Raw genomic sequence first — 24,057 nt, 5'->3', positions numbered from 1 at the left:
TAAGGCGATTATGACGGTAAATAACGTTTGCAATGAAAATACCTAGAAATAGCATGGCGCTTCTGCCTGAAACGCCATGATTCAGGGACGACTCATTAATAAAGGGAATTACATCCACTCTATAATAAAGGTTTTTTAACTTTTTTGTAATAAAACGTCCATTAATATGAATTGAACATAATTGAAATGCATTTTTAATAGGGGGGATTATAAATAAAAAGCAGGATAACAGAGTAAATTCAAAGACCTATAGACTTAATGGTTGATATATAAAAGTGAGTTGTTTATTATCCGTGGCAATAAATTTAATTATCAGGATAGCGGTTTAATTTATTCATTATAAGCATACAGTTTTAATGTAAAAGTTAAGGATAATATAATGTTAAATCAAAAATCACTGGTTAATTTGGCCGCTGAAGTTGAAAGCACTATAGGTAGTACTACACAAAAAGAAAGTACTACAGAAAATAACGCCACTGAAAAAAATGTAGAGCAAGCTCTGGCTTTACGTACCCAAGTAAGAGAATCATTTGCTAAAGTTACCTTGAGTTTAATGAACCTTCCTCGTTATCGTTCACAGTCCATAGAAGACCTTAATCACTTGGTGTTTAACCCGTTAATTCGTAATCGAATTGCCTTTGCCTACCCAAAAGAAAATAAAAACCCTATTGATGGTATGACGGGACTAGCGATCTGGGCCAGTGTGTCAGCCGAAGTGGATGCTAAAATCCGCGAACAAATCGCTGCGGGCGTTTTTCCAGTAAAATTGAAAGCCGAAGACTGGACCAGCGGTGAAGTGAACTGGCTTTTCGATGTGATTGCCCCTTCCAAAACACTGACCAGTAAAGTGATCCGTAATCTAAAACAAGTGATCAAAGGCGGTGATCTAAATATTCATCCTCTAGTCGCGAAATTGGTGGATGAGTCCGCATTGGAAGCCATGGGTGCCAAGCGCCAGTCAAAGAGCGTACCCGAAGAAGCGCCGGATGTGGCGACTAATTCAGTAGATGGCGGCATTGATCCGATTAAACACTAAGCATTGAAAATATTTTAACGATTTTAGAAGAGGGAAAGATATGTCCGCCACGTTAACGCCCGACCATAGCGAAGAGTTTCCAAAATTTAGAGTTAGTTTTGTATCCGAACAGGATCAAGAAAATTTCGTTAAATTAAAGGAAGAAATTAGAGCATATATTAATAATGGTCGGAATAAAAATATTGGAAGAATTCAAAGAGATGAACCCCTTTTGGATTTTGTCGATTTTCGAGCCTACCAACTGTTACACCCAGTGAATGAAGCCTTACTACCGGAAAAAATCTGCCAATTAGACCCTAATTCATTACGGGATTTTTCCCATTATACGGATCAGATTTATGTGGTTAGTGAGCGATTTAAAGCTGTGATTGAGTCCATAGAACCGTCGGTGCATTACTTTAAGCCGTTTGAACTGATCGATCAGGCAGGAGAACATCTGGCCCAGTATTATTTTTTTCGCTGTATGAATGTAGTGGATGCTTTAATAGAAGATTCCGACGGTTTTTCTAAAGTAAATAAAAATTTTACTCGCTATGAGAAAAAAATCTGACTATTTTTGGTATAAATATATCACATTCGATAATAGAGAAAAAAATAGATAAAGGAAAAATCAGCGGAAAAGCATGTTTCTATGAAGTGCATGTTAATACTAAAAAAATAATGTTGTCGGATAAAGTCAGGGCTTTGTTAGAAGAGCAGAATTTAGGGCCTATTATTTATAGTGATATTTTTACAGAAGTGTAAAGTCAGAATTTAATGTTAACTTATATTTATTTTTTATAAACTTCTCATACAAGGACGTAAAATGTTTATTGTTCCCCTTTATTATAGGGTTATGAGGTGCCCAGCAGCGATCCAAAAAAGATAGCTCAACGTTAAGGAGCTAAACGTCAGGTTAACGCCCAGCAAGACATCGCTGATACGCCGATTCAACATTAATAACGATTACGACAATAGAGGTAATTATGGCTTGTACCATAAAGGAAGATTTTTCCAAAGATGAGTTTTTGATTGCGTTTATTTCCGAGGAAGATGAAAAAAATTATCAAGCCCTAGTTAAGCATGCTCAAAATAATTGGCGCAGAATAATTCGTGAAGAAGTATTCGGAAAACTTAATGGGGGACAGGGGTTTACTTATTATGAGCAGCAGAAAAAAAATTAATCTACGATTTTGATACTGACCTTTTACCTAAAAGTTTGTGTGCAGTTGATGTTGATAATGTTTATGATTTTTCAAAATTTTTTGGTCAAACCTATATGGTCAGCCAGAAATTTAAAGACATAGTTGAATCGATTGAGCCAGGTGTCCATGATTTTATTCATTTTTATTTGATGGATAATATGAAAAATAAAATTGCGGATTATTATTTTTTTAGCTGTAAGAATATTATTGATTCTATCAACCCAAATGTAGGTGGGTTAGAACGGAGGCATGTAGATTTAAAGGAAGATTGTGCAGATTATTATTATGGCGCACGACCTGCGGATGAAAATAACCAAGTTCTCTTTAAAGAAAAGCTCGATGGCAAAGCATGTTTTTACGAACTGCATTGGAAGGAAGAATATATTTTTATCACTGATGAGGTATACCAAAAAATTCAACAGGCGGGTCTCAAGCCACTTAGATTTGGCTGTAAATTTAAAGAGCAATCCATGAGCTAATCCGTTCTATCTATTTTATTCCCTTTTCTCTTTAAATCTTCTTCAATGTTTATAAGGATGTAATAAAAAATCATGAAGGGTGTCTTATTAAACTGGTGGATGACGGTTGTATCTTTACATTCTGTTACCGCGCTACCGCTCTCAATCCATTGCGGATCTGGATCAAATCGTATTTAACCCTCTGATTCGCAATCGCATAGCCTTTGCATATGCGGCTCCAGCTAACACTGAACAGAGCGACAAGATTGACCAGCAAGAGGGCAGTGCTCAACCACAATCCATTCCTATGGAGGATATGGCTGGGCTGGCGATCTGGGCCAGTGTGTCAGCCGAAGTGGATGCTAAAATCCGCGAACAAATCGCTGCGGGCGTCTTTCCAGTAAAATTGAAAGCCGAAGACTGGACCAGCGGTGAAGTGAACTGGCTATTGGATGTGATCGCTCCTTCAAAAGAGCGAACGGCTCAAGTAGTACGAAATCTAAAACAGGTCATCAAAGGCGGTGATTTGAATATTCACCCATTGGTAGCGAAATTGGTGGATAGCGAAGCACTGGAAGCCATGGGCGCGAAGCGCCAGTCAAAGATCGTACCCGAAGAAGCGCAGCATGTGGCGACTAACTCAGTAGATGGCGGCATTGATCCGATTAAACACTAAGCATTTAAAATATTTTAACGATTATAGAAGAGAAAAATATATGTCCGCCACGATAACACCTGACCATAGCGAAGAGTATCCAAATTTTAGAGTTAGCTTTGTATCCGAACAGGATCAAGAGAATTACATTAAACTGCAGGAGGAAATTAAAAAATATATTACCGATGGGAGCAATGAAAATATTAGTAGAATTCAAAGAGATGAACCGCTTTTAGATTTTGTCGATTTTCGAACCTATAAATTACTGCACCCAGTAAATGACGCCTTGCTACCGGAAAAGGTCTGCCTATTAGATCCTAATTCTTTACGGGATTTTTCCCATTATACTGATCAAATTTACGTGGTCAGTGAGCGTTTTAAAGCCGTGATTGAGTCCGTAGAACCGTCGATTCACTACTTTAAGCCGTTTGAATTAGTCGATCAAACTGGGCTGCATGTGGCTCGGTACTATTTTTTTCGTTGTATGAATATAGTGGATGCTTTAATAGAAGACTCTGAAGGCTTTATTAAAGTAAATAAAAATTTCACGCGTCATCAGAAAAAAAATCTGACTATTTTTGGTATGACTATATCACATTTGATAATAAAGAAAAAAATAGAGAAAGAAAAAATCAGCGGAAAAGCCTGTTTTCATGAAGTGCATATTAATACTAAAAAAATAATGATACCAGATAAAGTTAGGGCTTTGTTAGAAGAACAGAATATAGGGCCTATCATTTATAATGATGTTTTTACAGAAGTGTAAAGTCAGCATTTAATAAAAAGTTATATTTATAGTTTATAATTTCCTCATGCAAGGACGTAAAATGTTTATTGTTCCCCTTTATTATAGGGTTATGAGGTGCCCAGCAGCGATCCAAAAAAGATAGCTCAACGTTAAGGAGCTAAACGTCAGGTTAACGCCCAGCAAGACATCGCTGATACGCCGATTCAACATTAATAACGATTACGACAATAGAGGTATTTATGGCTTGTACCATAGACGAAGATTTTTCTAAAGATGAGTTTTTGATTGCGTTTATTTCCGAGGAAGGTGAACAAAATTATCAAGCCCTAGTTAAGCATGCTCAAGCTAATAGGGGAAGAGTAACTCGCGAGGAAATATTCCAAAAACTTAATGGGGGAGAGGCTTTTACTTATTATGAGCGGAAGAAAAAAATATTAATCTACGATTTTGATACTGACTTATTACCTAAAAGTTTGTGTGCAGTTGACGTAAATAACATTTATGATTTTTCAAATTTTTTTGGTCATACCTATATGGTAAGTCAGACATTTAAAGACATTATCGAATCGGTTGAACCAGGTGTCCATGACTTTATTCATTTTGATTTAATGGATAATATGAAAAATAAAATCGCGGATTATTACTATTTTATCTGTAAAAATCTTATCGATTCTATCAACCCAAATGTAGGTGGGTTAGAACGGAGGCATGTAGATTTTAAGGATGATTATGCAGATTATTATTATTATGGCGCACTACCTGGAAATGAAAATAATCAAGTGCTTTTTAAAGATAAGCTCAAAGGTAAAGCATGCTTTTACGAACTACATTGGGATGAAGAATATATTTTTATCACTGATGAGGTATACCAAAAAATCCAACAGGCGGGTCTCAAGCCACTTAGGTTTGGCTATAAATTTAAAGAGCAATCCATGAGCTAGTCCGTTCTATCTTTATTATTCCCTTTTCTCTTTAAATCTTCTTCAATGTTTATAAGGATGTAATGCCGAGTTTAATAAAACATACACTTTTCAAAATGATTAGTTCGACATATGTGGCTTCTTTTATTCATTGGTAGCGAAATTGGTGGACGCTGAAGCACTGAAAGCCATGGGTGCGAAACGACAATCGGATACGCAGGCGGAAGCACCGCAAACAGAGCAACCAGACGCAACGGCTTTAGCGGAAGAGCGTCATATTGATGCCGGTGCCGATCCAACATTAATAACGATTACGACAATAGAGGTAATTATGGCTTGTACCATAGACGAAGATTTTTCCAAAGATGAGTTTTTGATTGCGTTTTTTTCCGAGGAAGATGAACAAAATTATCAAACCCTAGTTAAGTATGCTCAATCTAATTGGGGGGAGATATGTATGGAAATGGCACAACGTAAAGTAAATGGAGAGGCTGATTTTTCTTATTATGAACGGCAGAAAAAAAATAAATCTACGACTTTGACACTAGCCTATTACCTAAAAACTTGTGTGCAGTTGATGTGGATAATGTTTATGATTTTTCAAATTTTGTTGGTCAAACCTATATGGTAAGTCAGGCATTTAAAGACATAGTTGAATCGATTGAGCCAGGTGTCCATAATTTTATTCATTTTGATTTGATGGATAATATGAAAAATAAAATCGCAGATTATTACTTTTTTAACTGTAAAAATATTATTGATTCCATTAACCAAAATGTGGGTAATTTAAAGCATAGACATGAAGAATTTGAGGAGGATAAAGCAGATTATTATTATTATGGCGCACGATCTGCGAATGAAAATAATCAGGTGCTTTTTAAAGATAAGCTCAAAGGTAAAGCATGTTTTTACGAACTGCATTGGAAGGAAGAATATATTTTTATCACTGATGAGGTATACCAAAAAATCCAACAGGCGGGTCTCAAGCCACTTAGATTTGGCTGTAAATTTAAAGAGCATTCCATGAGCTAATCCGTTCTATCTTTTTATTTCCCTTTCTCATTTACTCGTTTTCGATATTTATAAGGATGTAATACCGAGTTTAATAAAACATACACTTTTCAAAATGATTAGTTCGACATATGTGGCTTCTTTTATTCATTGGTAGCGAAATTGGTGGACGCTGAAGCACTGAAAGCCATGGGTGCGAAACGTCAATCGGATACGCAGGCGGAAGCACCGCAAACAGAACAAACTTTGGTATAAATATATCAAACTCGATAATAAAGAAAAAATTAGCGGAAAAGCCTGTTTTTATGAAGTGCATGTTAATACTAAAAAAATAATGGTACCGGATAAAGTCAGGGCTTTGTTAGAAGGACAGAATATAGGGCCTATTATTTATGATGATGTTTTTAAAGAATCGAACATTTTATTTCAATTAAAAATAACTTTAATTTTGTATTTATACTCATACAAGGACGTAAAATGTTTATTGTTCCCCTTTATGGTAAAAGCGCTGAAGCGACGCCAACAGCTGAGCAGAAAAAAATAACTCTGAGACAAAGTTAATCATTCCTGAAGGGGCAGGGCCGAAACCAGGTTTTTCATGGATTCATACAGGCATGGAGAAAAATACTGGAGAGCTTGGTTATTCGTACTTAGACCTGATATTCCCTCAAAAAAGGACGGAGGGAGCTCTGGAGAAGATAATGGAGCGGATTCTGGGCGTCATAATATTACGCAAGGGCATCATATCAATACCACCTAAAATAATAAAGATCCAGATTTAGAGAAACTTTTTAAGGCTATTAAGCCCTTAGGTTATGATCACCAAGCTTATGACACGAATGGCGTGGAGCTGGTAACGGAAGGCAAAAACGATCGATTAACCGGCACCACGGTCCAATCAAAATGCGACCATTCGATTTAGTTCATTTGATCAAAAAACAACTCCAGAAATTACGGGCTTTGTTAATAAAATATCTCCAACTACTATTATTTTTTTAGTTGATAAAAATCAACTCTCTAAGCTATCAAATTTAAAAATCATACCGGGAATGCCTATTGAAGCTTATCTACAAACTACTGGCAGAACTGTGTTAAGTTATCTTATAAAACCAATATCTGATCAAATTCAAAGAGCATTCAAAGAAAGATAATATATCTTAATACAATACTCAATCATCACATTTTTTCCCAGCTGAGCTTGTTTTTCAGTATGGGGGATATAAAGAATTTATGCAGACTATTTTTTAATTTTAATACTTCACTAAAGTAAATTTTGGCTCAGATTATTAATCAGTGTGATTGTCTTTATATTAATCGTTTTAATTTAGGCCGATAAATAGAATCGCTTATTGCTATTTCGGTAAGAGGAGTAAAAATTTTTAGATTATATAGTAAGTTAATTAATAGGGTTAAGTCTGTATTTAGAACCATCAATATAGCTTCACTATTTCCGATAAATGTTATTATCGGAAATAGTGTATAGTTGTGTATTACGTTGATAACGTTACTGTTTCTCTGAATACAATTATTGATTCCAATACATGTGATGCGAAACGACTTACTATCGCAAAAATTTTCACATAATTTGGTTTGGTAACGATCTCTTAGACAAACTACAAGCAACGATCTAAACCACAACTCCATGGCTAATCTACCCCAAAAAACATAATTGACTCTGGTAACAACCTTACACCGATACCCAGATTTTTCATCGCCTTATGCAATGACTTTTTCGATGGGACCGTTGCCGTTCATTTCGGGTGTAAAGGTGTCGTATAGGATGAGCTTTTGACAAGACATAATTAAAGCGGCAACCCGCAATGAATTACGACTTTAATAGGTTATTTTCGATCTTTGAAGAATATCACAATCAAGTCGTTCGGCATCCAAAGTTTGGAAAAGTGTGTTTTTCCACCTGAAGGAAAATGAAGCCGAGATTCTGGTAAAACTTAACGAGATCATCGTCTTTGGCGTCAACAAATCATTCAACGACACCCATCTTCTTGTTTATTAGCAATGTTCACCGCATTACATCGACCACCACGATCTTAGCGATACCCTGCCCTTGGTAACCTTTAGTCACGCCCATTCTGACTTTTGAACGGTCTACAGATCCAGCTTAGGCTGTATAAAGTCGATAAAAGCAGAAATTCTTTTAGCAACTGAAGAAGACTTATAGTAAACCGCGTTAATTTGCTCTCTACCTGAAAGACTAATTTTTTCGTTTTCTAATAAAGGAACTAGCCTTCCTTCCGCAATGTCTTTTTTCACCATGAATCCTGATAGGCAAGAAATACCATTCCCCATCAAAGTGAGCTGCCTGATGGTTTCACCGTTACTTGTAATTAAGGCAGGGTTCAGCCCCGAAAACCCTTTCAGAGGCCAATCATTGAGTGTTTTGGGTGCGGAAAAACCGATCGTATCATGATGAATTAAGTCACTACTTTTACGGGGGAATCCACGCTTAGCTAAATAATCAGGTGAAGCGACTATGTAAAGTAAGCTTCTACCAAGTGGCCTCGCATGCAATGTAGAGTCATTTAATGTACCAATCCGAATGGCGATATCCGTTTTCTTTTCTAGCAAATCAACAATGCCTTCGTTGGAAGTCAACTCTAACTCAATATCAGGATATGCTTGATTAAATGATTGCGCCAAAGGTACTAGCTGGTGAAACACAAACGGACTAGCGGCATCAATACGCAATCGCCCTTTGGGTAACTCTCCGCCAGATATTATCTCCTCTTCTGCTTTTTGTAACTGAATCAACCCTAATCGTACTGAGTTAACAAATTGCCTCCCCTCATCCGTTAATTCAAGCCGTCTCGTGGTTCGGTTTAATATTGTCACACCAAGTTGGCTTTCTACCTTGCTCACTGATCGCGATACTCGCGCGGCCTGAATATCTAGACTCTCTGCAGCCGCAGTAAAGCCGCCGGCATCAACAACAGAAAGTAAAATTTCTAAATCATCTGATCTTGTCCTCATAATGAGCATTTCCCCCGTTAGCATCACACCTTTATTGCGATTATAACAAATATATTTTGTTAAATTCTCTATTTTTCACAATAAAGTTTCTACGCATAATCCCTATCCACCAAATCACGGCACAGCAATACGTTGATAAATCATACTTTGCTGTGTTTTTACAACCCATATAAAGAGAGTAAATAATATGCCATTAGCATTACTCGCGCTCACATTAAGCGCATTCGCTATAGGAACCACTGAATTTGTAATAGTTGGCTTAGTTCCAACTATTGCTGCTGATTTAGGGGTTTCTTTACCATCAGCTGGTCTATTAGTTAGTTTGTATGCACTTGGGGTTGCCATTGGCGCGCCTGTGCTTACCGCCCTAACAGGTCGCTGGAATCGTAAATCTGTACTTTTGACGTTAATGGGTATTTTCGTCTTAGGTAACCTTTTGGCTTGGCAAGCACCAAGCTATGAAACATTGGTCCTAGCTAGAATATTAACTGGCTTAGCTCATGGTGTTTTCTTTTCAATAGGGTCAACGATTGCGACTGGCCTAGTTTCAAAAGAAAAAGAAGCTAGCGCTATTGCCATCATGTTTACAGGATTAACCGTTGCGTTGGTAACAGGTGTACCATTAGGCACTTGGATCGGCCAAGAGTTGGGCTGGAGAGCGACATTTTTAATCGTGTCAATTCTCGGCTTAATTGCATTACTTGGAAGCGCAATTTTAGTGCCTTCGAATTTAAAAAAAGCAGCGCCTGCAAAAATCTCAGAGCAATTAAAAGTGCTTACTCAACCACGCCTACTATTAGTATACGCCATGACGGCTGTCGGCTATGGAGGTACCTTTGTCGCCTTTACTTACCTAGCTCCAATACTTGAACAAGTATCTGGATTTGAATCAAGTTCAATTGGTCTAATCTTGTTGGTTTATGGCGTATCTGTCGCTTTTGGCAATATCTGGGGCGGAAAACTTGCAGATAAAATAGGACCGGTAAAAGCGTTACAAATCATTTTCGCAGCATTAGCATTAGTTCTATTTGTTTTTACCTTCACCGCAGGCAACCAAATTAGTGCTGTCCTAACTGTTCTTGTATGGGGCGCATTTGCTTTCGGAAATGTTCCTGGATTGCAAGTTTATGTTGTTCAGTTAGCTGAGAGATATACACCTAATGCAGTTGATGTTGCTTCAGGACTCAATATTGCGGCTTTCAATGTTGGTATTGCTATCGGATCAATTGTTGGCGGTGTCATTGTGGAAGATATGGAGTTAATGGATACACCTTGGATTGGTGCATTAATTGTTGTATTCGCAATCGTCCTTACAAGAATTTCAGGCTTCCTTGATTCTCGTGATCAAATACAGCAAGCCTAACGGAGCGTTGGGGAGTAATCTCCAACTACAAACATCATGAATTTAGACAAATTAAAACAACTCGGTTTCTCTGTCGGTGTCGAGTTACCTCTTGACTCCGATTGGAGTAAAGCAGGCCAAATAAACAGGATTAATGATAATAGGCCTTTTGGTGTACCGGATACTAGTCAACATAAAGAACGCATTATATTAGCTGACCAGCTAGGTTTTAGTACGGCTTGGGTACGAGATGTTCCTCTATACGACCCTAACTTTGGTGATGCTGCACAGGTATTTGAAGCCTTCTCATACCTTGGTTACCTATCGGGTGTAACTAAAAATATATTGTTAGGTACCGCCGCGATAGTTTTACCTTTGAGGCAACCTTGGCTAGTAAAAAAGTCAGCTAATACGATAGCTTCCTTAAGTAAGGATAGATTAATCTTAGGAGTTGCCAGCGGTGATCGTCCCTCTGAATACCCACTTTTTGGGGTGGATTATCATGCAAGAAGTGAGCTATTTCGTAAAGCCGTTGAAATACTAAAAGATCGTTCTGAAGAAGAGCTTGAGACAGGGCAAAAGGTTCTTCCTGACGTTCCGCAATATCCAATTTATGTTGCCGGACTTGCTCAGCAAACCCCTCAATGGGTTGGTGCAAATTTAGATGGATGGCTCTCATATCCAGGTAGTCCGGAAGACCATAAAAGAAGAGTGGCATTATGGCGGCAAGTCGCTGGAGATAAACCGTATGTAAGCTTCATTCATTTAGATTTAGTCTCTGAGAATGACGCTCCTATTGAACGCCACCGCTTTGGTATCAAAACTGGCATTAACGGTTTGATACAAGAGTTAAATGAAATGAAATCAGTTGGTGTAGACCACATAGGTCTACATTTTAGAAGAAATGAAGCGCCAATTGAAGACAGTATGCAAGCTATTGCAAAAACAGTACTACCTATTTTCCATAAATAAAGGAATCAGAATGCAATTAATACATAATGAAATGCCAATTTTAGGTATGGGCACATTTCGACTTGAAGGAGATGTTGCATACAACTCAGTTAAAATGGCACTAGAACTTGGTTATAGACATATTGATACTGCACAAATCTACGGTAATGAAACTCAAGTTGGCAAAGCCATCGCTGACAGTGGAATAGAAAGAAGTGAACTTTTCATTACTACAAAAGTGTGGAATGCTCATTTAAATGAGCATTCTTTCCTCGATAGTGTTCGAGAAAGCTTAGATAAGCTTCAAACTGATTATGTCGATTTACTACTAATTCATTGGCCTTCACCTGAAAACAATGAACTTATGGATGAGTATTTAAATGAATTGATTAACGCTAAGAATCAAAAACTCGCTAAGCATATTGGTGTTTCTAATTTTACAATCAATTTATTAGAGCAAGCGCTAAAAATATTGCCTGCATCAGAAATATTCACAAACCAGGTAGAAGTCCATCCATACCTTACCAATGAAAAATTACGTTCATACTGTGATAGTAAAAACATTCATGTCACAGGATATATGCCATTTGCTGTTGGTAAAGTACTAAAAGATAATCTCATTATTGAGATTGCGAATAGCAAGGGAGTTACTCCTGCTGAGGTTGTAATCGCATGGAGCATAGCAAACGGCTTATCTACAATCCCTTCTTCAACTAAACGTGCTAACTTGTTAACAAACTTGGCTGGAGAATCTTTAATGCTTAGTCCTGATGAGGTTATAGCCATTAACCAACTTAATTCAAATGATCGTCAAGCTAGTCCAGAGTTTTCTCCGGAGTGGGATATCTAAAATGGAAAGCATTTTTCAACAATCCAATTATTTAAAACATTAACAGCTATTAATCAATTTCTTTGCGTAGCTTTGCTCAGCTAACCAAAGAAAAGAAAGTGAATAAAACACCACCGCCTCTACATTATAGGGCGGTGGGTTCTCTTTTCTTGTATTGAATATTCTATAGAGAAATCACCTGATCACAGGTTTTACGAATTAAATCTGGATCATGACTTACTAACAACACGGCGCACCCTGTTTCGTTTGCCAATTCAACCAGTAATTCAGTGACTTCTTTTGCCGTAATAGGGTCAAGACGTGACGTAGGTTCATCAGCAAATAGAAAGACAGGATCAAGCAATAGTGATCGTAAAATAGCAAATCTCTGCAACTCTCCTCCAGACACTTCTAAACAATTTCGTTCAAGAATACCTTTAGGAAGCTTTAAACGTCTCATTAAAGGTTGAATTCGTTGAACATCAATTCGATGTAACCGAACGAGATCATTAAGCAATTGTCCTAACGATACACTAGCACTGAATGCGGATGGTGGATCTTGGTAGAGTTTCAACCATTGATGCGGTTTTGCCTCATGATTTAAGCGAGATATGGTTCCGTTAGTAAACGGCAGTAAGTTAAGCAAAGCGTCCCCTAATGACGATTTTCCACACCCACTGTCTCCTACTACACCGACAACCTCTCCTTTTCTAATAGTAAAAGACAGCCCTTCGAATAAAATTCTGCCTCCACGTTTGAGAGAGAGCTGATTAACAATCAAGATTTCATCATGAGATTCTTTCGATACAGGTTCAGCATCAATCCAAGTTTTCGGCTCAGCCTCAATAAGCGCTTGGGTATAATCCGCTTGAGGATTGCGTAGGATTTGTTCCGCGACACCCTGCTCTACCAAACAACCTGCTTTCATCACCATCAAATCGCCACCTAATTGGCGGGCAATGGCCACATCATGGGTAATGGTTAACAATCCACCAGCCGCTGAACGAGATTGCAGTAAACGCACGACATCATCCCGGCGAGAAACGTCCAGACCTTTAGTTGGTTCATCGGCTAGAATGAAATTAGCGCCACCCGCTGTTGCCGCAGAAATAGCAAGACGTTGCGCCATTCCGCCCGAAAGCTGATCTGGACGCTTGTATTCACTTCCAGACAAACCGACATTACGAAGATCATCCATAGACAATCTTAATGATTCTTGAGGCGTTTTATTCTGTACATACTGATATACCTCTTTAACTTGCTCCACTCCTTTCATTAAAGGGTCTAACGCATTCCAAGGCTCTTGAGGAAGCATAACTAATTTACTCCCCCATAAAGATTGACGTTCTTTTAAAGTCATCTCTTTACCAAAAAGTTCAATGGTACCTGTGGAAGTAAGACCATTAGGTAAAAGTCCCATAATGGCTTGAGCCAGTAAGCTCTTGCCAGAGCCCGTTTGCCCTAAGATTGTTAAAGGAACATTTTGCTTCAAAGTCAGAGAGATTGGTTCCAGTAGACAAGTATCGCCAGCATAGACAGAAATATCCGTTAATTTAAGCAAAACCTTCATGTGCGCTTACCTGCCAATAAGTGAAACCCAAATACCATCAACGCAATCGCTAATAGTGGCTGAGCTAGTACCCAAGGCGCTTCACTGTAATAAGGGAATAGTTCAACCGTCATTAAACCTAATTCAGCTAACGGCGGCTGTATACCAACATAAACAAAGCCAAGGGAGGCCATAGTCAATATGGCATTGGCACCGCCAAACGCCGCTAAAGTGAAAATTGAAGGGGCTATCGATGGCCAAATGTGTCGCTTAAATTGATACCACACGCCAAACCCCATCATTTTAGTGGATTGCCGAGCCGGACTGTGAATCACATTTTTTGTAATCGCTCTTACTACTCGAAAATATTCAACCCATTGAACCAAGGAGATAGCCAGATACAAAACTAAAAAAGAACCTGGAGCAATAGCCGCCAGCATTAATACAATTACCAGGCCAGGTAAAGCAAGTAAAATATTAACCAAAACCCCCATGATACTATCAACGGTTTCCCCCCATGCAGCCCAAACACCGAGTGTTACACCAATAATTGCAGAGGTAATCACGCATATAAGCCCCAAACTAAAAGACAGCATCACCGCTTCAGACATACGAGTTAGCATACTTCGTCCAAATTGATCTGTTCCTAGCCAATGCCTTGTACTCGGTGGCTGCAAAATTGCATTTAAGTCTTGTTGAGAAAGCGAATATGGTGATACCCAAGTTCCTCCAAAAGCAAACACCAATAAAATAAGTAGTATCACCAAACCGATTTTTTGAGAAAGAGTCATTTTCATGATTCCGCCACCCCTCGAGGATCGATCCAGTGACATAACAAATCCACCAAGGTATTCAAAAATACAAACAATATACCCATTACCAAAGCAGCACCCTGTATCACAGGAATATCACGAGCAAAAATAGCATGTGCTAACCCATGACCAATTCCTGGCCAAGAAAACAAAGACTCAATCATGACAATACCTTCAATCATGCTAACCAGTTGAATACCCAGAAAAGCAACCACTGGAACGGCTATATTTCGAATCCCATGGCGTTTAAACGTTGTCCACTTAGAAAGGCCTTTAACCCTTGAAAATAGATAAAAAGAAGAACCGAAAACACGCTTAGCCGAATCGCGGACCACTCGATTAGAAACCGCCGCCAAACTCAACCCTAGAGTTAGAGCGGGTAATACAAGATGTGCCGGTGTGCCAAAGCCTGCAACAGGAAACCAGTTCCAATGGAGTGCAAAAAGCAAAAGAAGTAGAACGCCAATAACAAAAACAGGCATAGCTCGAATAAGACTAGAAAAACCCATCAAAGCGGAATCAACCATTTTACCTTTTGAGGCAGAAAGCAAGCCAATAGGTACGGCGATAGCAATAGATAAAGCCAATCCCGCGAATGAAAGCAACAAAGAGTGCCCCAACATATGCTGAACTGTTTCTATTACGGGCTCCCCGCTCACAAGCGAGTCACCTAGCCTGAATTGTAATAGATCCAATAACCAGTCCTTGTAAGCAGACAATGCCCCTTGGTCTAATTGCAATTCTTCACGTACTAGAGCCGCCGCCTGAGAATCAACATTGTCTTGTCCATAGCGGCTTGCTGCAATTCGATAAGCCATGTCTCCGGGTAATGAACGCATAAGTACAAATGTCAGCGTTCCAACCCCCCATATAACACCAACAAGCTGTACTAGTCGCTTAAAAATCAACGTTTTCACTGTTTAATAAATTCCATATTATTCAAATAAAAACTACGCTCATACGGGTCAAAATAAAAACCTTTCACTCGTTTATTAACCGCCGTTTGTTGAATATAATAAGACACAGGAATCATAGGTTTTTCATCGAAAATCACACGCGCATTTTTTTGTGTAAGTTGATGATATTGAGCCGTATCATTTATTTGTTCTAATCTTTTTAAGTCAGCACTTATGTCTTGACTATACCAATTCATCGCCCCCCAATCTCCACCTCCATTTTCTCCAAAATCGGCCAACACAACACCTAACGGGTTAGCAATAAATCCATAATTACGAGCAATAAGAGCCATCTCCAAAGTACCATTCTTATGGCCCATTGGAATTGCACTTGAATTAGTCACATCTACTTTTAGGCTCACTCCCAGTTCAGCCCATTGAGCTTGAATAGCTGTCGCTACCGTCGTCAATTCAGGTCTGTCCGCATAAGTAATCAGCGTCATCTCAAATGGTTCTCCATCTTTCTCTAACACACCGTTACGGTTCATTTCCCAACCTAAAGAAGCCAATATTTCTTTTGCCTTTACTAATTGGTAGGTCGTTTTTTCAACATCACTTAAATACCAGTCTCCCATAGATGGTGGCATCAATTGATCGGTTTCAGAACCCGGTGTACGTAAAATAGCATTACTAATACCTGCACGATTAATCGCTAAACTTAAGGCCTGACGAGCTTTTACATCTTTTAGAAATGGATGGCCGCTGTTTAACTTGAGAACGATCGTTCTAGGAATGGCGTTAGAATAAACCGTTAAATTAGGCAGTCTTTTTAATGAAGGCAAACTGGCGGGATCCAATCCAAATACAATATCCGCTTGACCACTTCGAGCTTGCAATACGCGGCTTTCTGCGCGATGACCAGTTAAATAACTCACATAAGGAATAGACCCTTGCTTTCCCCAGTAACCATCAAACTTTTCAACCACCAATTTATGAGGAGGCAAATAAGTATAAACTTGATAAGGCCCTGTACCAGATAGAGTTAAAACCTCCCCATTATCATCATAAGATTCTGAGGATAAAATGGCTGAGGAATAATGCGCTAATACAGCGGGTAATAAGTTATATGCTCGAGACAATGTAATTTCTATTGTATGTGTATCAATCGCTTTGATTGCTTCAACAGGAGATTTTTTCAATGCACCATGCTTTTGTTGAGCAATTGACAAACTTTTCAATACAGTGGCAGAATCCATCACACTGCCATCATGAAATAGAACATCTTCTCGTAAATTTATCGTCCATACCTTACCATCTGAACTTACCTGCCAATTATTGGCGAGTCCCTGCGTGATACTCCCCTTGCCATCGACATTGAACAAGCTCTCTACCACCTGCATGCGCGTATAAATATATCCATTTTTAGAAGGATCTAAACTGGTAAATTCAAAAGCAGCGCTAATCGATAGCGTATTAGAGGGGTTTGGTAGCGAAAACGACCATGAGCTATAAGTTACTAGAAATCCTAATAATGAGAGTAAGCCAAGCCGACGTGTAATATGAAGCAGAGTAATCATAAAATTTACCATTTACTAATGAAAAAGAATAATTATCAAATGTTATGTTATAACATCATAAAAATAAAGACCTTAAATTAATAAATAGTCATCATCCACCCTTACCACTTAGGTGCGTTTAAAGTTCATGGCAGTAGGTTATCGACACCCTCTATACTCTATCTTTTGACAGGTCTTCGGACAGCAGTGTTTATTCGGCCTACACTTTGTTGGGAGTTTTGATAACAAATAAGGTGGCCGTGTGTTCACAGGGTCGCATTGCTCTGCGACAAACAGGTAAACAAACGCATGGACGCGACGTTATAAACGTTCGTCTTCTGTGGTGGGTCACTTATGTTAAACCAATGCGCATGCCGTGAATGCGACACATAATAGATAGCGCATTCCTCCTTGCCCAGTCTTTCCCATTTCCAAGAGCATTTTTTAAATAACAAGGAGATACAAATAGAACAACAAGCACCTTTAATGAAATGTCTAGTATTCTTGGTTTCATATGCACAACGTTTCAGGTTGCACCATAACAAAATCATATGTTATAAACATATTATGTTTTAGAGTTTTGTGTTTTTTAGAATACAACCATAAAAATAAAACGAATGTCTATTTGGGACGCAGAACACCTAAAAGTAACACTCTAGTCAAAATAGATTAATTAAAGTTAAAAATAAAACTCATAATTAAAAAAATAAAAATGAGTATCAAATTTGATGCTATGGAGTTTTCTTGATAATAAATTTTTTAAAATTTAAAAACAGCCTTATTGGAAAAGCTATTATATTATTTTTCTCGTTGGTTGCTATACCCGCACTAGTAACAGGTTTAATAGGAAAAAAATATATACTAGACATCGTTCAAGAAAATGCATCCAAATCCTATGAATATTCCCTAGACAATCTGCAGGCTCAACTATCGCACGAGCTTTTCGAAACAAAAATGAATGCCTACTATGTCTATTTAGATCTCGACCTTAAAAAAGCAATAAAAAATTTTATAGACAGCCCATTTGAAAGTATAAACGCTCAAAAGAATGTTCATCTGAAACTTGAAAATTATCGAATTTCTTCTCAATTTAGTAATGTAAATGCTATTAAAATCTATGGGTTTAATGGATTAAAAATGACATTTGGAGACCCCATATTTAGTGACGCCATTAGTGACGAATGGGTATTAAATAATCCACTATATGACTATGCTCTTAAAAATCCAGATGAGTTTGTATGGTCTAGCATTGATCGAAGCTCAAGTAAGGGGAATATACCCAATTCAATTTCATTATTTAGGGTTATAAAAGACAGAAGCTATCATGAAGATATTGGAATGCTATATATAAATTTAGATTTGAAATTATTTTCAACTGTTTTAAGTAGTTACAATAATAGAGGAAATGGGAAAATATATGTATTAGATTTAGATTCAAACACTCTTTCTGGAGAAGTTATTCCATCATATATCCTTGATAAATTAATAAAACATTATAATAAAAAAACTAAATTCTCTTTAATAAAATTAAAAGAAAAAAATATAAATATATATATTAAAAATATACCAGATTATAATTGGCTAGTTGTGGGTGTTCTCGATTTAGAAACAGTAACAGATAAAAGCTACCAGCTTTTTGATTATTTTTCTTGGGGATTCATTATTTTTCTAGTAATGACATCTTTTATTTGGTTATCTGCCGTAACAAATCTTTTAGCTCCCATCAAGGAGTTGCAGAAGGCAACTCGAAGAATACGTAATGGAGACCTTACTGCTCAAGTATCCCATAATGGAAAAGATGAATTGGCTGAGCTGACTCAAGATTTCAACTTCATGGTCTGTAAGATAGACAATCTAGTAAAATCGCAAGTCGCCCAGAAAGAAAGAGAGAAAGATGCTGAGTATAGGGCACTGCAAGCCCAGATCAATCCACACTTTCTATACAATACACTCAACTCCATACGCTGGATGGCGATCATTCAAAAAGCAAGTAATATTAAATCTGTCATTGAAGCGCTTGCACGTTTATTGAGAAATAGTACATATAAAATGGACCCTATAATTACCGTAGCGGAGGAGTTTTCAGTTTTAAAAGACTACGTTGCCATTGAACTTGTTGCTTACAATAATAAATTCAATGTTATATATAAAATTGATGATGATGCAAAAAAGTACAAATGCTTAAAATTTATACTTCAACCATTGGTTGAAAATGCAATATTTCACGGTGTACTTCCAAAAGATCAATTTGGTGAAATAATTGTGGAAGCCAAAAAAGTCGATCAATCAATTTTGTTAAGCGTTTTTGATAATGGTATTGGTTACGATACTAGTGCCAAATCATTTAAAGAAGAAAACCATCATTTTAATAGCATAGGACTAGACACCCTCAAAGAAAGGTTAAAAGCTTATCATCCTACAGGATCAGGCATCATTATAGAAAGCATTCCAAACCAATACACCTTAGTAACAATAGAATTACCGTTAATGGAGGAAATATGAAAAAAATTCTGTTAGTCGATGACGAATTTCTTGCCCGACTAGGATTGCACTCCATAATTGATTGGAATGCCCATGGTTATGAAATCATCGGAGAAGCCGAGAATGGACGCGAAGCTCTCTCTCTAGCCTTAATTCATCAACCTGATATTATTATTAGTGACATCCAGATGCCATTGATGAATGGCATAGAGCTGATTGAATCGGCAAAGCAAGAGAACTTAAAAAGTAAGTTTGTTATGCTTAGCTCATATGATAATTTTTCACTTGTAAAAGGCGCACTCCAAGCAGGAGCAGAAGATTACCTATTAAAACTGGATATGGAGCCCGACGAATTACTTTCTATTTTAAAGAGAATATCGATAAAGATAGACAAGCAGAGGATAGACAAACAGACAGAACAAGCAAGTTCACTCTTACTTCAAAAAAAACGACTTGAGCTTGGTAAGGTGATGCTTAAGGGAGCATTAGATGGAAAAATCTACCTAAAAAAGCAGTTAACGGAGCTTTTTCATGATTTCGATCTTTGCATTCACCCTAATTGTCTTGTGGTCATTGTATTTCGCGTGCTCAACTTTTCTAAACTCTCTAATGAAGCGATTAAATTTTGGAAACAGCACCTTGAAAATGAGGCTCAATCTACTTCAGCAATAACGGTCATAGAAAACGATGAATCCGACTTTATTTGCGTCTGCTCATTCAGCGATCAATTATCAGCCGATACCATTGAATCAAAGTTATCTCATTTCTACAAATCTATCATTTTTACCGCCAAACAGTCTTTCAATATAGACGCTTCGGCCGGTATTTCAAAAAAACATGTTGGTGTTGACTCCTTGAGGAAATCCTTTTTGGAAGCATCTCAAGCAGTCTCAATGACGGAAACACGTTCGTTTCGTAAATTTGAAGAATTACAAACACTAGATTTTAATGATTGCGTATCGGATTTAGACAGCTATCTATCAAATATTGCAGACCATATAAAAGACAATGATTGTGAAAACATTCTTAGTGATTTTGACGAGCTTATTGCCTACCTCAAACAAAATAACTCTTTATCTCCTTTAGCTCTACAAGGAGGAAGCCATACCCTACATTACCTAGTTAACGATTTTGTTAAACAGTCAGGTATTGAAAATACGCCGGAATGGGAAGCAATACAATCCAACTGGTCAATAGGAGATCCCATTGAAAAAAATGATGAATATATTGACTGGATTATGCAACTGAAAGGAATTTTCAGCGATGTATTTCAAAACCATCACGAAAAAAACTATATAATTTTAAAAGCAAAACGTTATGTTACAAGCCACGTGTCTCAAGTAATTACGCTTAAGGATGTCAGCGGGCACTTAGGGCTATCTCCAAGTTATTTTAGTCGACTATTTCGTAAGAAAACACAACAATGCTTTGTAGATTACGTTCGAGAGCAAAAAGTACAGACAGCTCAGAATTTTATTAAAACAACAAATAAAAAAATGTACCAAATAGCGAATTTAGTGGGATACGAAAACGTCCAATATTTTAGTCGGGTCTTTAAGCAAACGACAGGTATGACTCCAATCGCATATAGAGATGGAGAGCATAAATAAATAGGAGTATTCTCTCAATTTTCAGTTTTGATACTGCCTCCATCTAAAATGCTATTAGAGGAAATATGGTCAAGTGCGCGCATCTAAATTGGTTTTTCATCCGAATCAAAATACGCTTTCAACTCTTAGTTAAGTAAAGTGCCAATATTTTATTGAGTTAATTCGAAGTATACGTAATATTGAATGCTAATATGATTTACTAAGTTGGTTGCTGACTTCACAGTCAGAGATGTGAAAAGAAATTTATGATTTATTGGTAATTAAGGGTTAAATTTTTTAAAAAAATGCTCATCTGAGATGAGTTGCAAATATGACTTTAAGCGTTTTCTTGTACCTTAAATAAGGGCACCTTTGATTGCTTGAAGATTAAAGGCACCCCTCCTTATCAATATAAAATTCAAGTTCAAAACAACTGAAATCCTATAGAGGTCTTTAAAGTTAAATTATTGTTTTGTAAACACCCATAAAATTTAACTCTAAGCGATTAATTTCGCTTCATTGCCACCGTCATTGCAAAAATGATGATTATCCCCTTGCTAACCAATTGATAAAAATAAGGCACTCCAAGCATATTCTGACCATTAAGAACCAGCGCCACAATCAGAGTACCTAAAAGCGTACCAGCCAGCCTTCCCTGACCTCCTTTTAAACATGTTCCACCTAAAATAACGGCCGTCAATGCATCCAATTCATACCCCATCCCTGCTGCTGGTATTCCTGCATACGTTTGCGCTGCAAGCAAAATCCCTGCAATTCCTGCTAACAATCCCATAATGCAATAAACCAGAATACGAGTTTTGACAACATTGATACCAGATAGTCTCGCTGTCTCCTGGTTATTACCAATTGCATAGACATTACGTCCAAATTGTGTGTATTTCATTACATAAGAAAGTACCACAAGAACGAGCAACAAAGCATAAATCGGAATCGGAATACCCAATAAAGAACCGGAACCAATAAATCGAATAATATCTGAATCAAAAGGTTTTGGTTGACCACCGATAATAATATACGCAATGCCTCTAACTAGACTCATGCTGCCGAGGGTAATAATAAACGGGTTAATATTGAGAACTGAGACAAAAAAACCATTGAATAGCCCAACGGTAATAGCGCCTGCGACAGTTAAAAATAATGCCACTGGCAAGCCTAAACCCGCATTGAGACTCACACAAAGAATAACACTGCTGTAGGCAACAACTGAACCCACAGACAAATCAATGCCATCACTAATCAATACCATTGTCATTCCGAATGAAATAATTCCAATGACCGCTGTCCCCAATAAAATATCCTTAAAATTCGTTAAGGTAAAAAAATAAGGACTGGCAAAAGACAGCAATGCCACAAGAACCAAGCAGGCTATCGACAATTTAACTAGGTAGCTAGATGAAATAAGCTCGAGTCCTTTTTGTGTCCAATTTTTTTGTATCTTTTCATTTCTTTGAGTTAAAGACTTCTCACTAGTGTTCATGTTTCGCTCCTATTTGTTCATTTATACCATTCATAGCAAGATAGATTTTGTTATGGTCGTATTCAGCTCTCGAGAACACTTTAATAATTCGTCCTTGATAAACTACAATAATTCGATCGGATACGTGCATCAGCTCAGTAATATAAGAAGAGGTATAAAGTATGCCTTTACCTTCCAGTGCGATTTGTTGAATGAGTTTATTTACATCACTTTTTGCAGCCACATCAATACCTGCGGTCGGTTCACACATCAATATGACCTTAGACTGCAAATGAAGCCATTTAGCAATAATAGCTTTTTGCTGATTTCCTCCACTCAAATTTTTTATTAACTGCTCTTCTGAGTCCGTTTTTATATTCAACTTCTCAATGAACCCTTTTGAAGCGAGTGTTTCTTCCTTGCGATTAATGACTGAATACAACCGTTTTTTCTGACCTTTTGGAATACAAATATTATCTTTAACACTTAGTTCTAAAAATTCACCATTGAGTTGCCTGTCTTCTGAAACAAAACCTAAGCCATAAGATATCGCGTCAATAGGAGAATGAATTTCCACGTCGACACCATCAATTTTTATATCGCCATCTACATGAGTTTTTAATCCATATAGAGCTTCAAAAATGTTTTCTACACCTGAGCCGCCTAAGCCTGCAAAGCCGAGAATTTCACCTTTATGTAATGCAAATTCAATATCTTGACAATTATCGACAGAGAGCGAGCTAGCTGAAAGCAATACTTCTTGACTTGCCTTACTAAAAGAGGAATCTGTAACATCTCGTTGATGTTCAAAATCGGTTGCTGTAATGCCACTCATTTCTTCCACGATTCTATCGGGTGAATAATCTAACTTTTCACCCTCACTCACATTCCCCCCATCTCGGATAATCGATATACGATCACAAATTTCCATAACCTCTTTCAACCGGTGAGAAATAAATACGACGCTACTGCCTTGTGATTTTAGCGTATTCATGAGCTCAAAAAGTCGCTCCACATCACCTTGTCTCAACGCGGTTGTTGGTTCATCCATTAGTAAAACTTTAGGCTGTTTAGAATAGGCTTTTACAATTTCAACTAGTTGCTTTTCTTCTGCACTTAACCGTTCTACCTTGATGTTACAGTCAATATCTAAGTTAAGTACATCTAATAACTCTTTAGCATCCGTGCGCATTTTTTTGTAATCAATCACTCCTTTCTTTTTAGGCATGTTGTCAATAAAAATATTTTCAGCCACTGTCATATAGGGCATAAGTCTTCGATGCTGGAAAATAATACTAATACCTAATTCTTGAGCTTTCGTTGGTGTTATTTTTTCGATACGCTCACCATCAATATATAACTCGCCAGAATCAGGAGCATAAGCACCCCATATAACATTTAAAAGTGTTGACTTCCCCGCTCCATTCGAGCCGACTAAGCCGATAATTTCTCCTTTATTAAAATTGAGAGTAAGCCCTTTTAACGCTTTTATGCCGTTAAAACTTTTGACAATATTGCTAATTCGCAATGCTGATTGGTTCATGATATTTCCTTCTTGGCTAAAACCAGCTGTAC

General features: G+C 37.5%; 22 protein-coding genes and 1 pseudogene. 16 read left to right on the top strand and 7 right to left on the bottom strand.

The window, feature by feature from the left end; translation table 11 throughout:
* Nucleotides 1-379: 379 nt before the first annotated feature.
* The 11 genes and pseudogenes from O1D97_RS01850 to O1D97_RS19985 all read left to right on the top strand — a co-directional run.
* Nucleotides 380-1,036, top strand: coding sequence for a toxin-activating lysine-acyltransferase (locus O1D97_RS01850; protein ID WP_269122293.1), 657 nt, complete (start codon nucleotides 380-382; stop codon nucleotides 1,034-1,036).
* Between the two features lie 40 nt (nucleotides 1,037-1,076).
* The gene (locus O1D97_RS01845; RefSeq protein WP_269122291.1) at nucleotides 1,077-1,586 is read left to right on the top strand and encodes an imm11 family protein; all 510 of its coding nucleotides are present in this window, start codon (nucleotides 1,077-1,079) and stop codon (nucleotides 1,584-1,586) included.
* Nucleotides 1,587-2,001: 415 nt separating this feature from the next.
* The gene (locus tag O1D97_RS01840; protein WP_269122289.1) at nucleotides 2,002-2,199 is read left to right on the top strand and encodes a hypothetical protein; all 198 of its coding nucleotides are present in this window, start codon (nucleotides 2,002-2,004) and stop codon (nucleotides 2,197-2,199) included.
* Nucleotides 2,200-2,234: 35 nt separating this feature from the next.
* On the top strand, nucleotides 2,235-2,699 hold the full coding sequence (locus tag O1D97_RS01835) for an imm11 family protein (protein WP_330221424.1): 465 nt from the start codon (nucleotides 2,235-2,237) through the stop codon (nucleotides 2,697-2,699).
* A gap of 106 nt (nucleotides 2,700-2,805) precedes the next feature.
* A complete protein-coding gene (locus O1D97_RS01830) occupies nucleotides 2,806-3,354 on the top strand; it encodes a toxin-activating lysine-acyltransferase (RefSeq protein ID WP_269122285.1) in 549 nt (182 codons plus the stop codon).
* A complete protein-coding gene (locus tag O1D97_RS01825; protein ID WP_269122283.1) occupies nucleotides 3,326-4,099 on the top strand; it encodes an imm11 family protein in 774 nt (257 codons plus the stop codon). Before O1D97_RS01830 ends, O1D97_RS01825 begins: the two co-directional genes overlap by 29 nt.
* 221 nt (nucleotides 4,100-4,320) lie before the next feature.
* Nucleotides 4,321-5,022 carry an imm11 family protein gene (locus O1D97_RS01820; RefSeq protein ID WP_269122281.1) on the top strand — a complete coding sequence of 234 codons (702 nt, stop codon included), beginning with the start codon at nucleotides 4,321-4,323 and terminating at the stop codon, nucleotides 5,020-5,022.
* Between the two features lie 130 nt (nucleotides 5,023-5,152).
* Nucleotides 5,153-5,632: a hypothetical protein gene (locus O1D97_RS01815; RefSeq protein WP_269122280.1), complete on the top strand. Its 480-nt coding sequence runs from the start codon at nucleotides 5,153-5,155 to the stop codon at nucleotides 5,630-5,632.
* The gene (locus O1D97_RS01810; RefSeq protein WP_269122278.1) at nucleotides 5,626-6,033 is read left to right on the top strand and encodes an imm11 family protein; all 408 of its coding nucleotides are present in this window, start codon (nucleotides 5,626-5,628) and stop codon (nucleotides 6,031-6,033) included. Before O1D97_RS01815 ends, O1D97_RS01810 begins: the two co-directional genes overlap by 7 nt.
* Nucleotides 6,034-6,610: 577 nt before the next feature.
* On the top strand, nucleotides 6,611-6,772 hold the full coding sequence (locus tag O1D97_RS01805; RefSeq protein ID WP_269122277.1) for a hypothetical protein: 162 nt from the start codon (nucleotides 6,611-6,613) through the stop codon (nucleotides 6,770-6,772).
* Between the two features lie 145 nt (nucleotides 6,773-6,917).
* A pseudogene (locus O1D97_RS19985) lies at nucleotides 6,918-7,163 on the top strand (HlyD family type I secretion periplasmic adaptor subunit); the annotation flags it as partial.
* Between the two features lie 955 nt (nucleotides 7,164-8,118).
* Here O1D97_RS19985 and O1D97_RS01800 read toward each other — a convergent pair.
* On the bottom strand, nucleotides 8,119-9,000 hold the full coding sequence (locus O1D97_RS01800) for a LysR family transcriptional regulator (protein WP_269122276.1): 882 nt from the start codon (nucleotides 8,998-9,000) through the stop codon (nucleotides 8,119-8,121).
* A gap of 187 nt (nucleotides 9,001-9,187) precedes the next feature.
* On the opposite strand from O1D97_RS01800, the gene O1D97_RS01795 reads away from it, so the two are divergent.
* From O1D97_RS01795 to dkgB, 3 genes are read left to right on the top strand one after another with little or no spacing between them, the layout of a single operon-like run.
* On the top strand, nucleotides 9,188-10,363 hold the full coding sequence (locus O1D97_RS01795; protein ID WP_269122275.1) for an MFS transporter: 1,176 nt from the start codon (nucleotides 9,188-9,190) through the stop codon (nucleotides 10,361-10,363).
* Nucleotides 10,364-10,399: 36 nt separating this feature from the next.
* Nucleotides 10,400-11,314: a TIGR03571 family LLM class oxidoreductase gene (locus O1D97_RS01790; RefSeq protein ID WP_269122274.1), complete on the top strand. Its 915-nt coding sequence runs from the start codon at nucleotides 10,400-10,402 to the stop codon at nucleotides 11,312-11,314.
* A 10-nt stretch (nucleotides 11,315-11,324) separates the two neighbouring features.
* Complete coding sequence (gene dkgB / locus O1D97_RS01785) at nucleotides 11,325-12,143, top strand: 2,5-didehydrogluconate reductase DkgB (protein ID WP_269122272.1); 819 nt, start codon at nucleotides 11,325-11,327, stop codon at nucleotides 12,141-12,143.
* Between the two features lie 163 nt (nucleotides 12,144-12,306).
* Here dkgB and O1D97_RS01780 read toward each other — a convergent pair whose 3' ends face one another.
* The 4 genes from O1D97_RS01780 to O1D97_RS01765 are packed head-to-tail and all read right to left on the bottom strand — an operon-like array spanning nucleotide 12,307 to nucleotide 16,956.
* On the bottom strand, nucleotides 12,307-13,692 hold the full coding sequence (locus O1D97_RS01780) for an ABC transporter ATP-binding protein (protein WP_269122270.1): 1,386 nt from the start codon (nucleotides 13,690-13,692) through the stop codon (nucleotides 12,307-12,309).
* On the bottom strand, nucleotides 13,689-14,468 hold the full coding sequence (locus O1D97_RS01775; RefSeq protein WP_269122268.1) for an ABC transporter permease: 780 nt from the start codon (nucleotides 14,466-14,468) through the stop codon (nucleotides 13,689-13,691). The genes O1D97_RS01780 and O1D97_RS01775 overlap by 4 nt, the downstream gene beginning before the upstream one ends.
* A complete protein-coding gene (locus O1D97_RS01770) occupies nucleotides 14,465-15,400 on the bottom strand; it encodes an ABC transporter permease (RefSeq protein WP_269122266.1) in 936 nt (311 codons plus the stop codon). Before O1D97_RS01770 ends, O1D97_RS01775 begins: the two co-directional genes overlap by 4 nt.
* Nucleotides 15,397-16,956 (bottom strand): ABC transporter substrate-binding protein, encoded by a 1,560-nt coding sequence (locus O1D97_RS01765; RefSeq protein ID WP_269122264.1) that lies wholly within the window; start codon nucleotides 16,954-16,956, stop codon nucleotides 15,397-15,399. The genes O1D97_RS01770 and O1D97_RS01765 overlap by 4 nt, the downstream gene beginning before the upstream one ends.
* A gap of 723 nt (nucleotides 16,957-17,679) precedes the next feature.
* On the opposite strand from O1D97_RS01765, the gene O1D97_RS01760 reads away from it, so the two are divergent.
* The gene (locus tag O1D97_RS01760) at nucleotides 17,680-19,437 is read left to right on the top strand and encodes a sensor histidine kinase (protein WP_269122262.1); all 1,758 of its coding nucleotides are present in this window, start codon (nucleotides 17,680-17,682) and stop codon (nucleotides 19,435-19,437) included.
* A complete protein-coding gene (locus O1D97_RS01755; protein WP_269122260.1) occupies nucleotides 19,434-21,026 on the top strand; it encodes a response regulator in 1,593 nt (530 codons plus the stop codon). The genes O1D97_RS01760 and O1D97_RS01755 overlap by 4 nt, the downstream gene beginning before the upstream one ends.
* 484 nt (nucleotides 21,027-21,510) lie before the next feature.
* Here O1D97_RS01755 and O1D97_RS01750 read toward each other — a convergent pair whose 3' ends face one another.
* Together O1D97_RS01750 and O1D97_RS01745 are read right to left on the bottom strand one after the other, a co-directional pair.
* Nucleotides 21,511-22,503, bottom strand: a complete 993-nt coding sequence (locus O1D97_RS01750; RefSeq protein ID WP_269122258.1) for an ABC transporter permease — start codon at nucleotides 22,501-22,503, stop codon at nucleotides 21,511-21,513.
* Entirely contained in the window at nucleotides 22,493-24,025 is a 1,533-nt protein-coding gene (locus tag O1D97_RS01745) for a sugar ABC transporter ATP-binding protein (RefSeq protein ID WP_269122256.1), read from the bottom strand. The genes O1D97_RS01750 and O1D97_RS01745 overlap by 11 nt, the downstream gene beginning before the upstream one ends.
* Between the last annotated feature and the right edge of the window lie 32 nt (nucleotides 24,026-24,057).

Source organism: Marinomonas phaeophyticola (genome assembly GCF_026966905.1).
Lineage (GTDB): Bacteria > Pseudomonadota > Gammaproteobacteria > Pseudomonadales > Marinomonadaceae > Marinomonas > Marinomonas phaeophyticola.
This window is presented reverse-complemented; position numbering and strand designations above follow the sequence as displayed.

Coding starts and splice junctions, on each gene's coding strand:
- O1D97_RS01750 (WP_269122258.1), bottom strand. CDS start 22,503: ATGAACACTAGTGAGAAGTCTTTAACTCAAAGAAATGAAAAGATACAA.
- O1D97_RS01840 (WP_269122289.1), top strand. CDS start 2,002: ATGGCTTGTACCATAAAGGAAGATTTTTCCAAAGATGAGTTTTTGATT.
- O1D97_RS01805 (WP_269122277.1), top strand. CDS start 6,611: ATGGATTCATACAGGCATGGAGAAAAATACTGGAGAGCTTGGTTATTC.
- O1D97_RS01850 (WP_269122293.1), top strand. CDS start 380: ATGTTAAATCAAAAATCACTGGTTAATTTGGCCGCTGAAGTTGAAAGC.
- O1D97_RS01765 (WP_269122264.1), bottom strand. CDS start 16,956: ATGATTACTCTGCTTCATATTACACGTCGGCTTGGCTTACTCTCATTA.
- O1D97_RS01810 (WP_269122278.1), top strand. CDS start 5,626: ATGGTAAGTCAGGCATTTAAAGACATAGTTGAATCGATTGAGCCAGGT.
- O1D97_RS01845 (WP_269122291.1), top strand. CDS start 1,077: ATGTCCGCCACGTTAACGCCCGACCATAGCGAAGAGTTTCCAAAATTT.
- dkgB (WP_269122272.1), top strand. CDS start 11,325: ATGCAATTAATACATAATGAAATGCCAATTTTAGGTATGGGCACATTT.
- O1D97_RS01795 (WP_269122275.1), top strand. CDS start 9,188: ATGCCATTAGCATTACTCGCGCTCACATTAAGCGCATTCGCTATAGGA.
- O1D97_RS01775 (WP_269122268.1), bottom strand. CDS start 14,468: ATGAAAATGACTCTTTCTCAAAAAATCGGTTTGGTGATACTACTTATT.
- O1D97_RS01745 (WP_269122256.1), bottom strand. CDS start 24,025: ATGAACCAATCAGCATTGCGAATTAGCAATATTGTCAAAAGTTTTAAC.
- O1D97_RS01790 (WP_269122274.1), top strand. CDS start 10,400: ATGAATTTAGACAAATTAAAACAACTCGGTTTCTCTGTCGGTGTCGAG.
- O1D97_RS01820 (WP_269122281.1), top strand. CDS start 4,321: ATGGCTTGTACCATAGACGAAGATTTTTCTAAAGATGAGTTTTTGATT.
- O1D97_RS01780 (WP_269122270.1), bottom strand. CDS start 13,692: ATGAAGGTTTTGCTTAAATTAACGGATATTTCTGTCTATGCTGGCGAT.
- O1D97_RS01825 (WP_269122283.1), top strand. CDS start 3,326: ATGGCGGCATTGATCCGATTAAACACTAAGCATTTAAAATATTTTAAC.
- O1D97_RS01800 (WP_269122276.1), bottom strand. CDS start 9,000: ATGAGGACAAGATCAGATGATTTAGAAATTTTACTTTCTGTTGTTGAT.
- O1D97_RS01755 (WP_269122260.1), top strand. CDS start 19,434: ATGAAAAAAATTCTGTTAGTCGATGACGAATTTCTTGCCCGACTAGGA.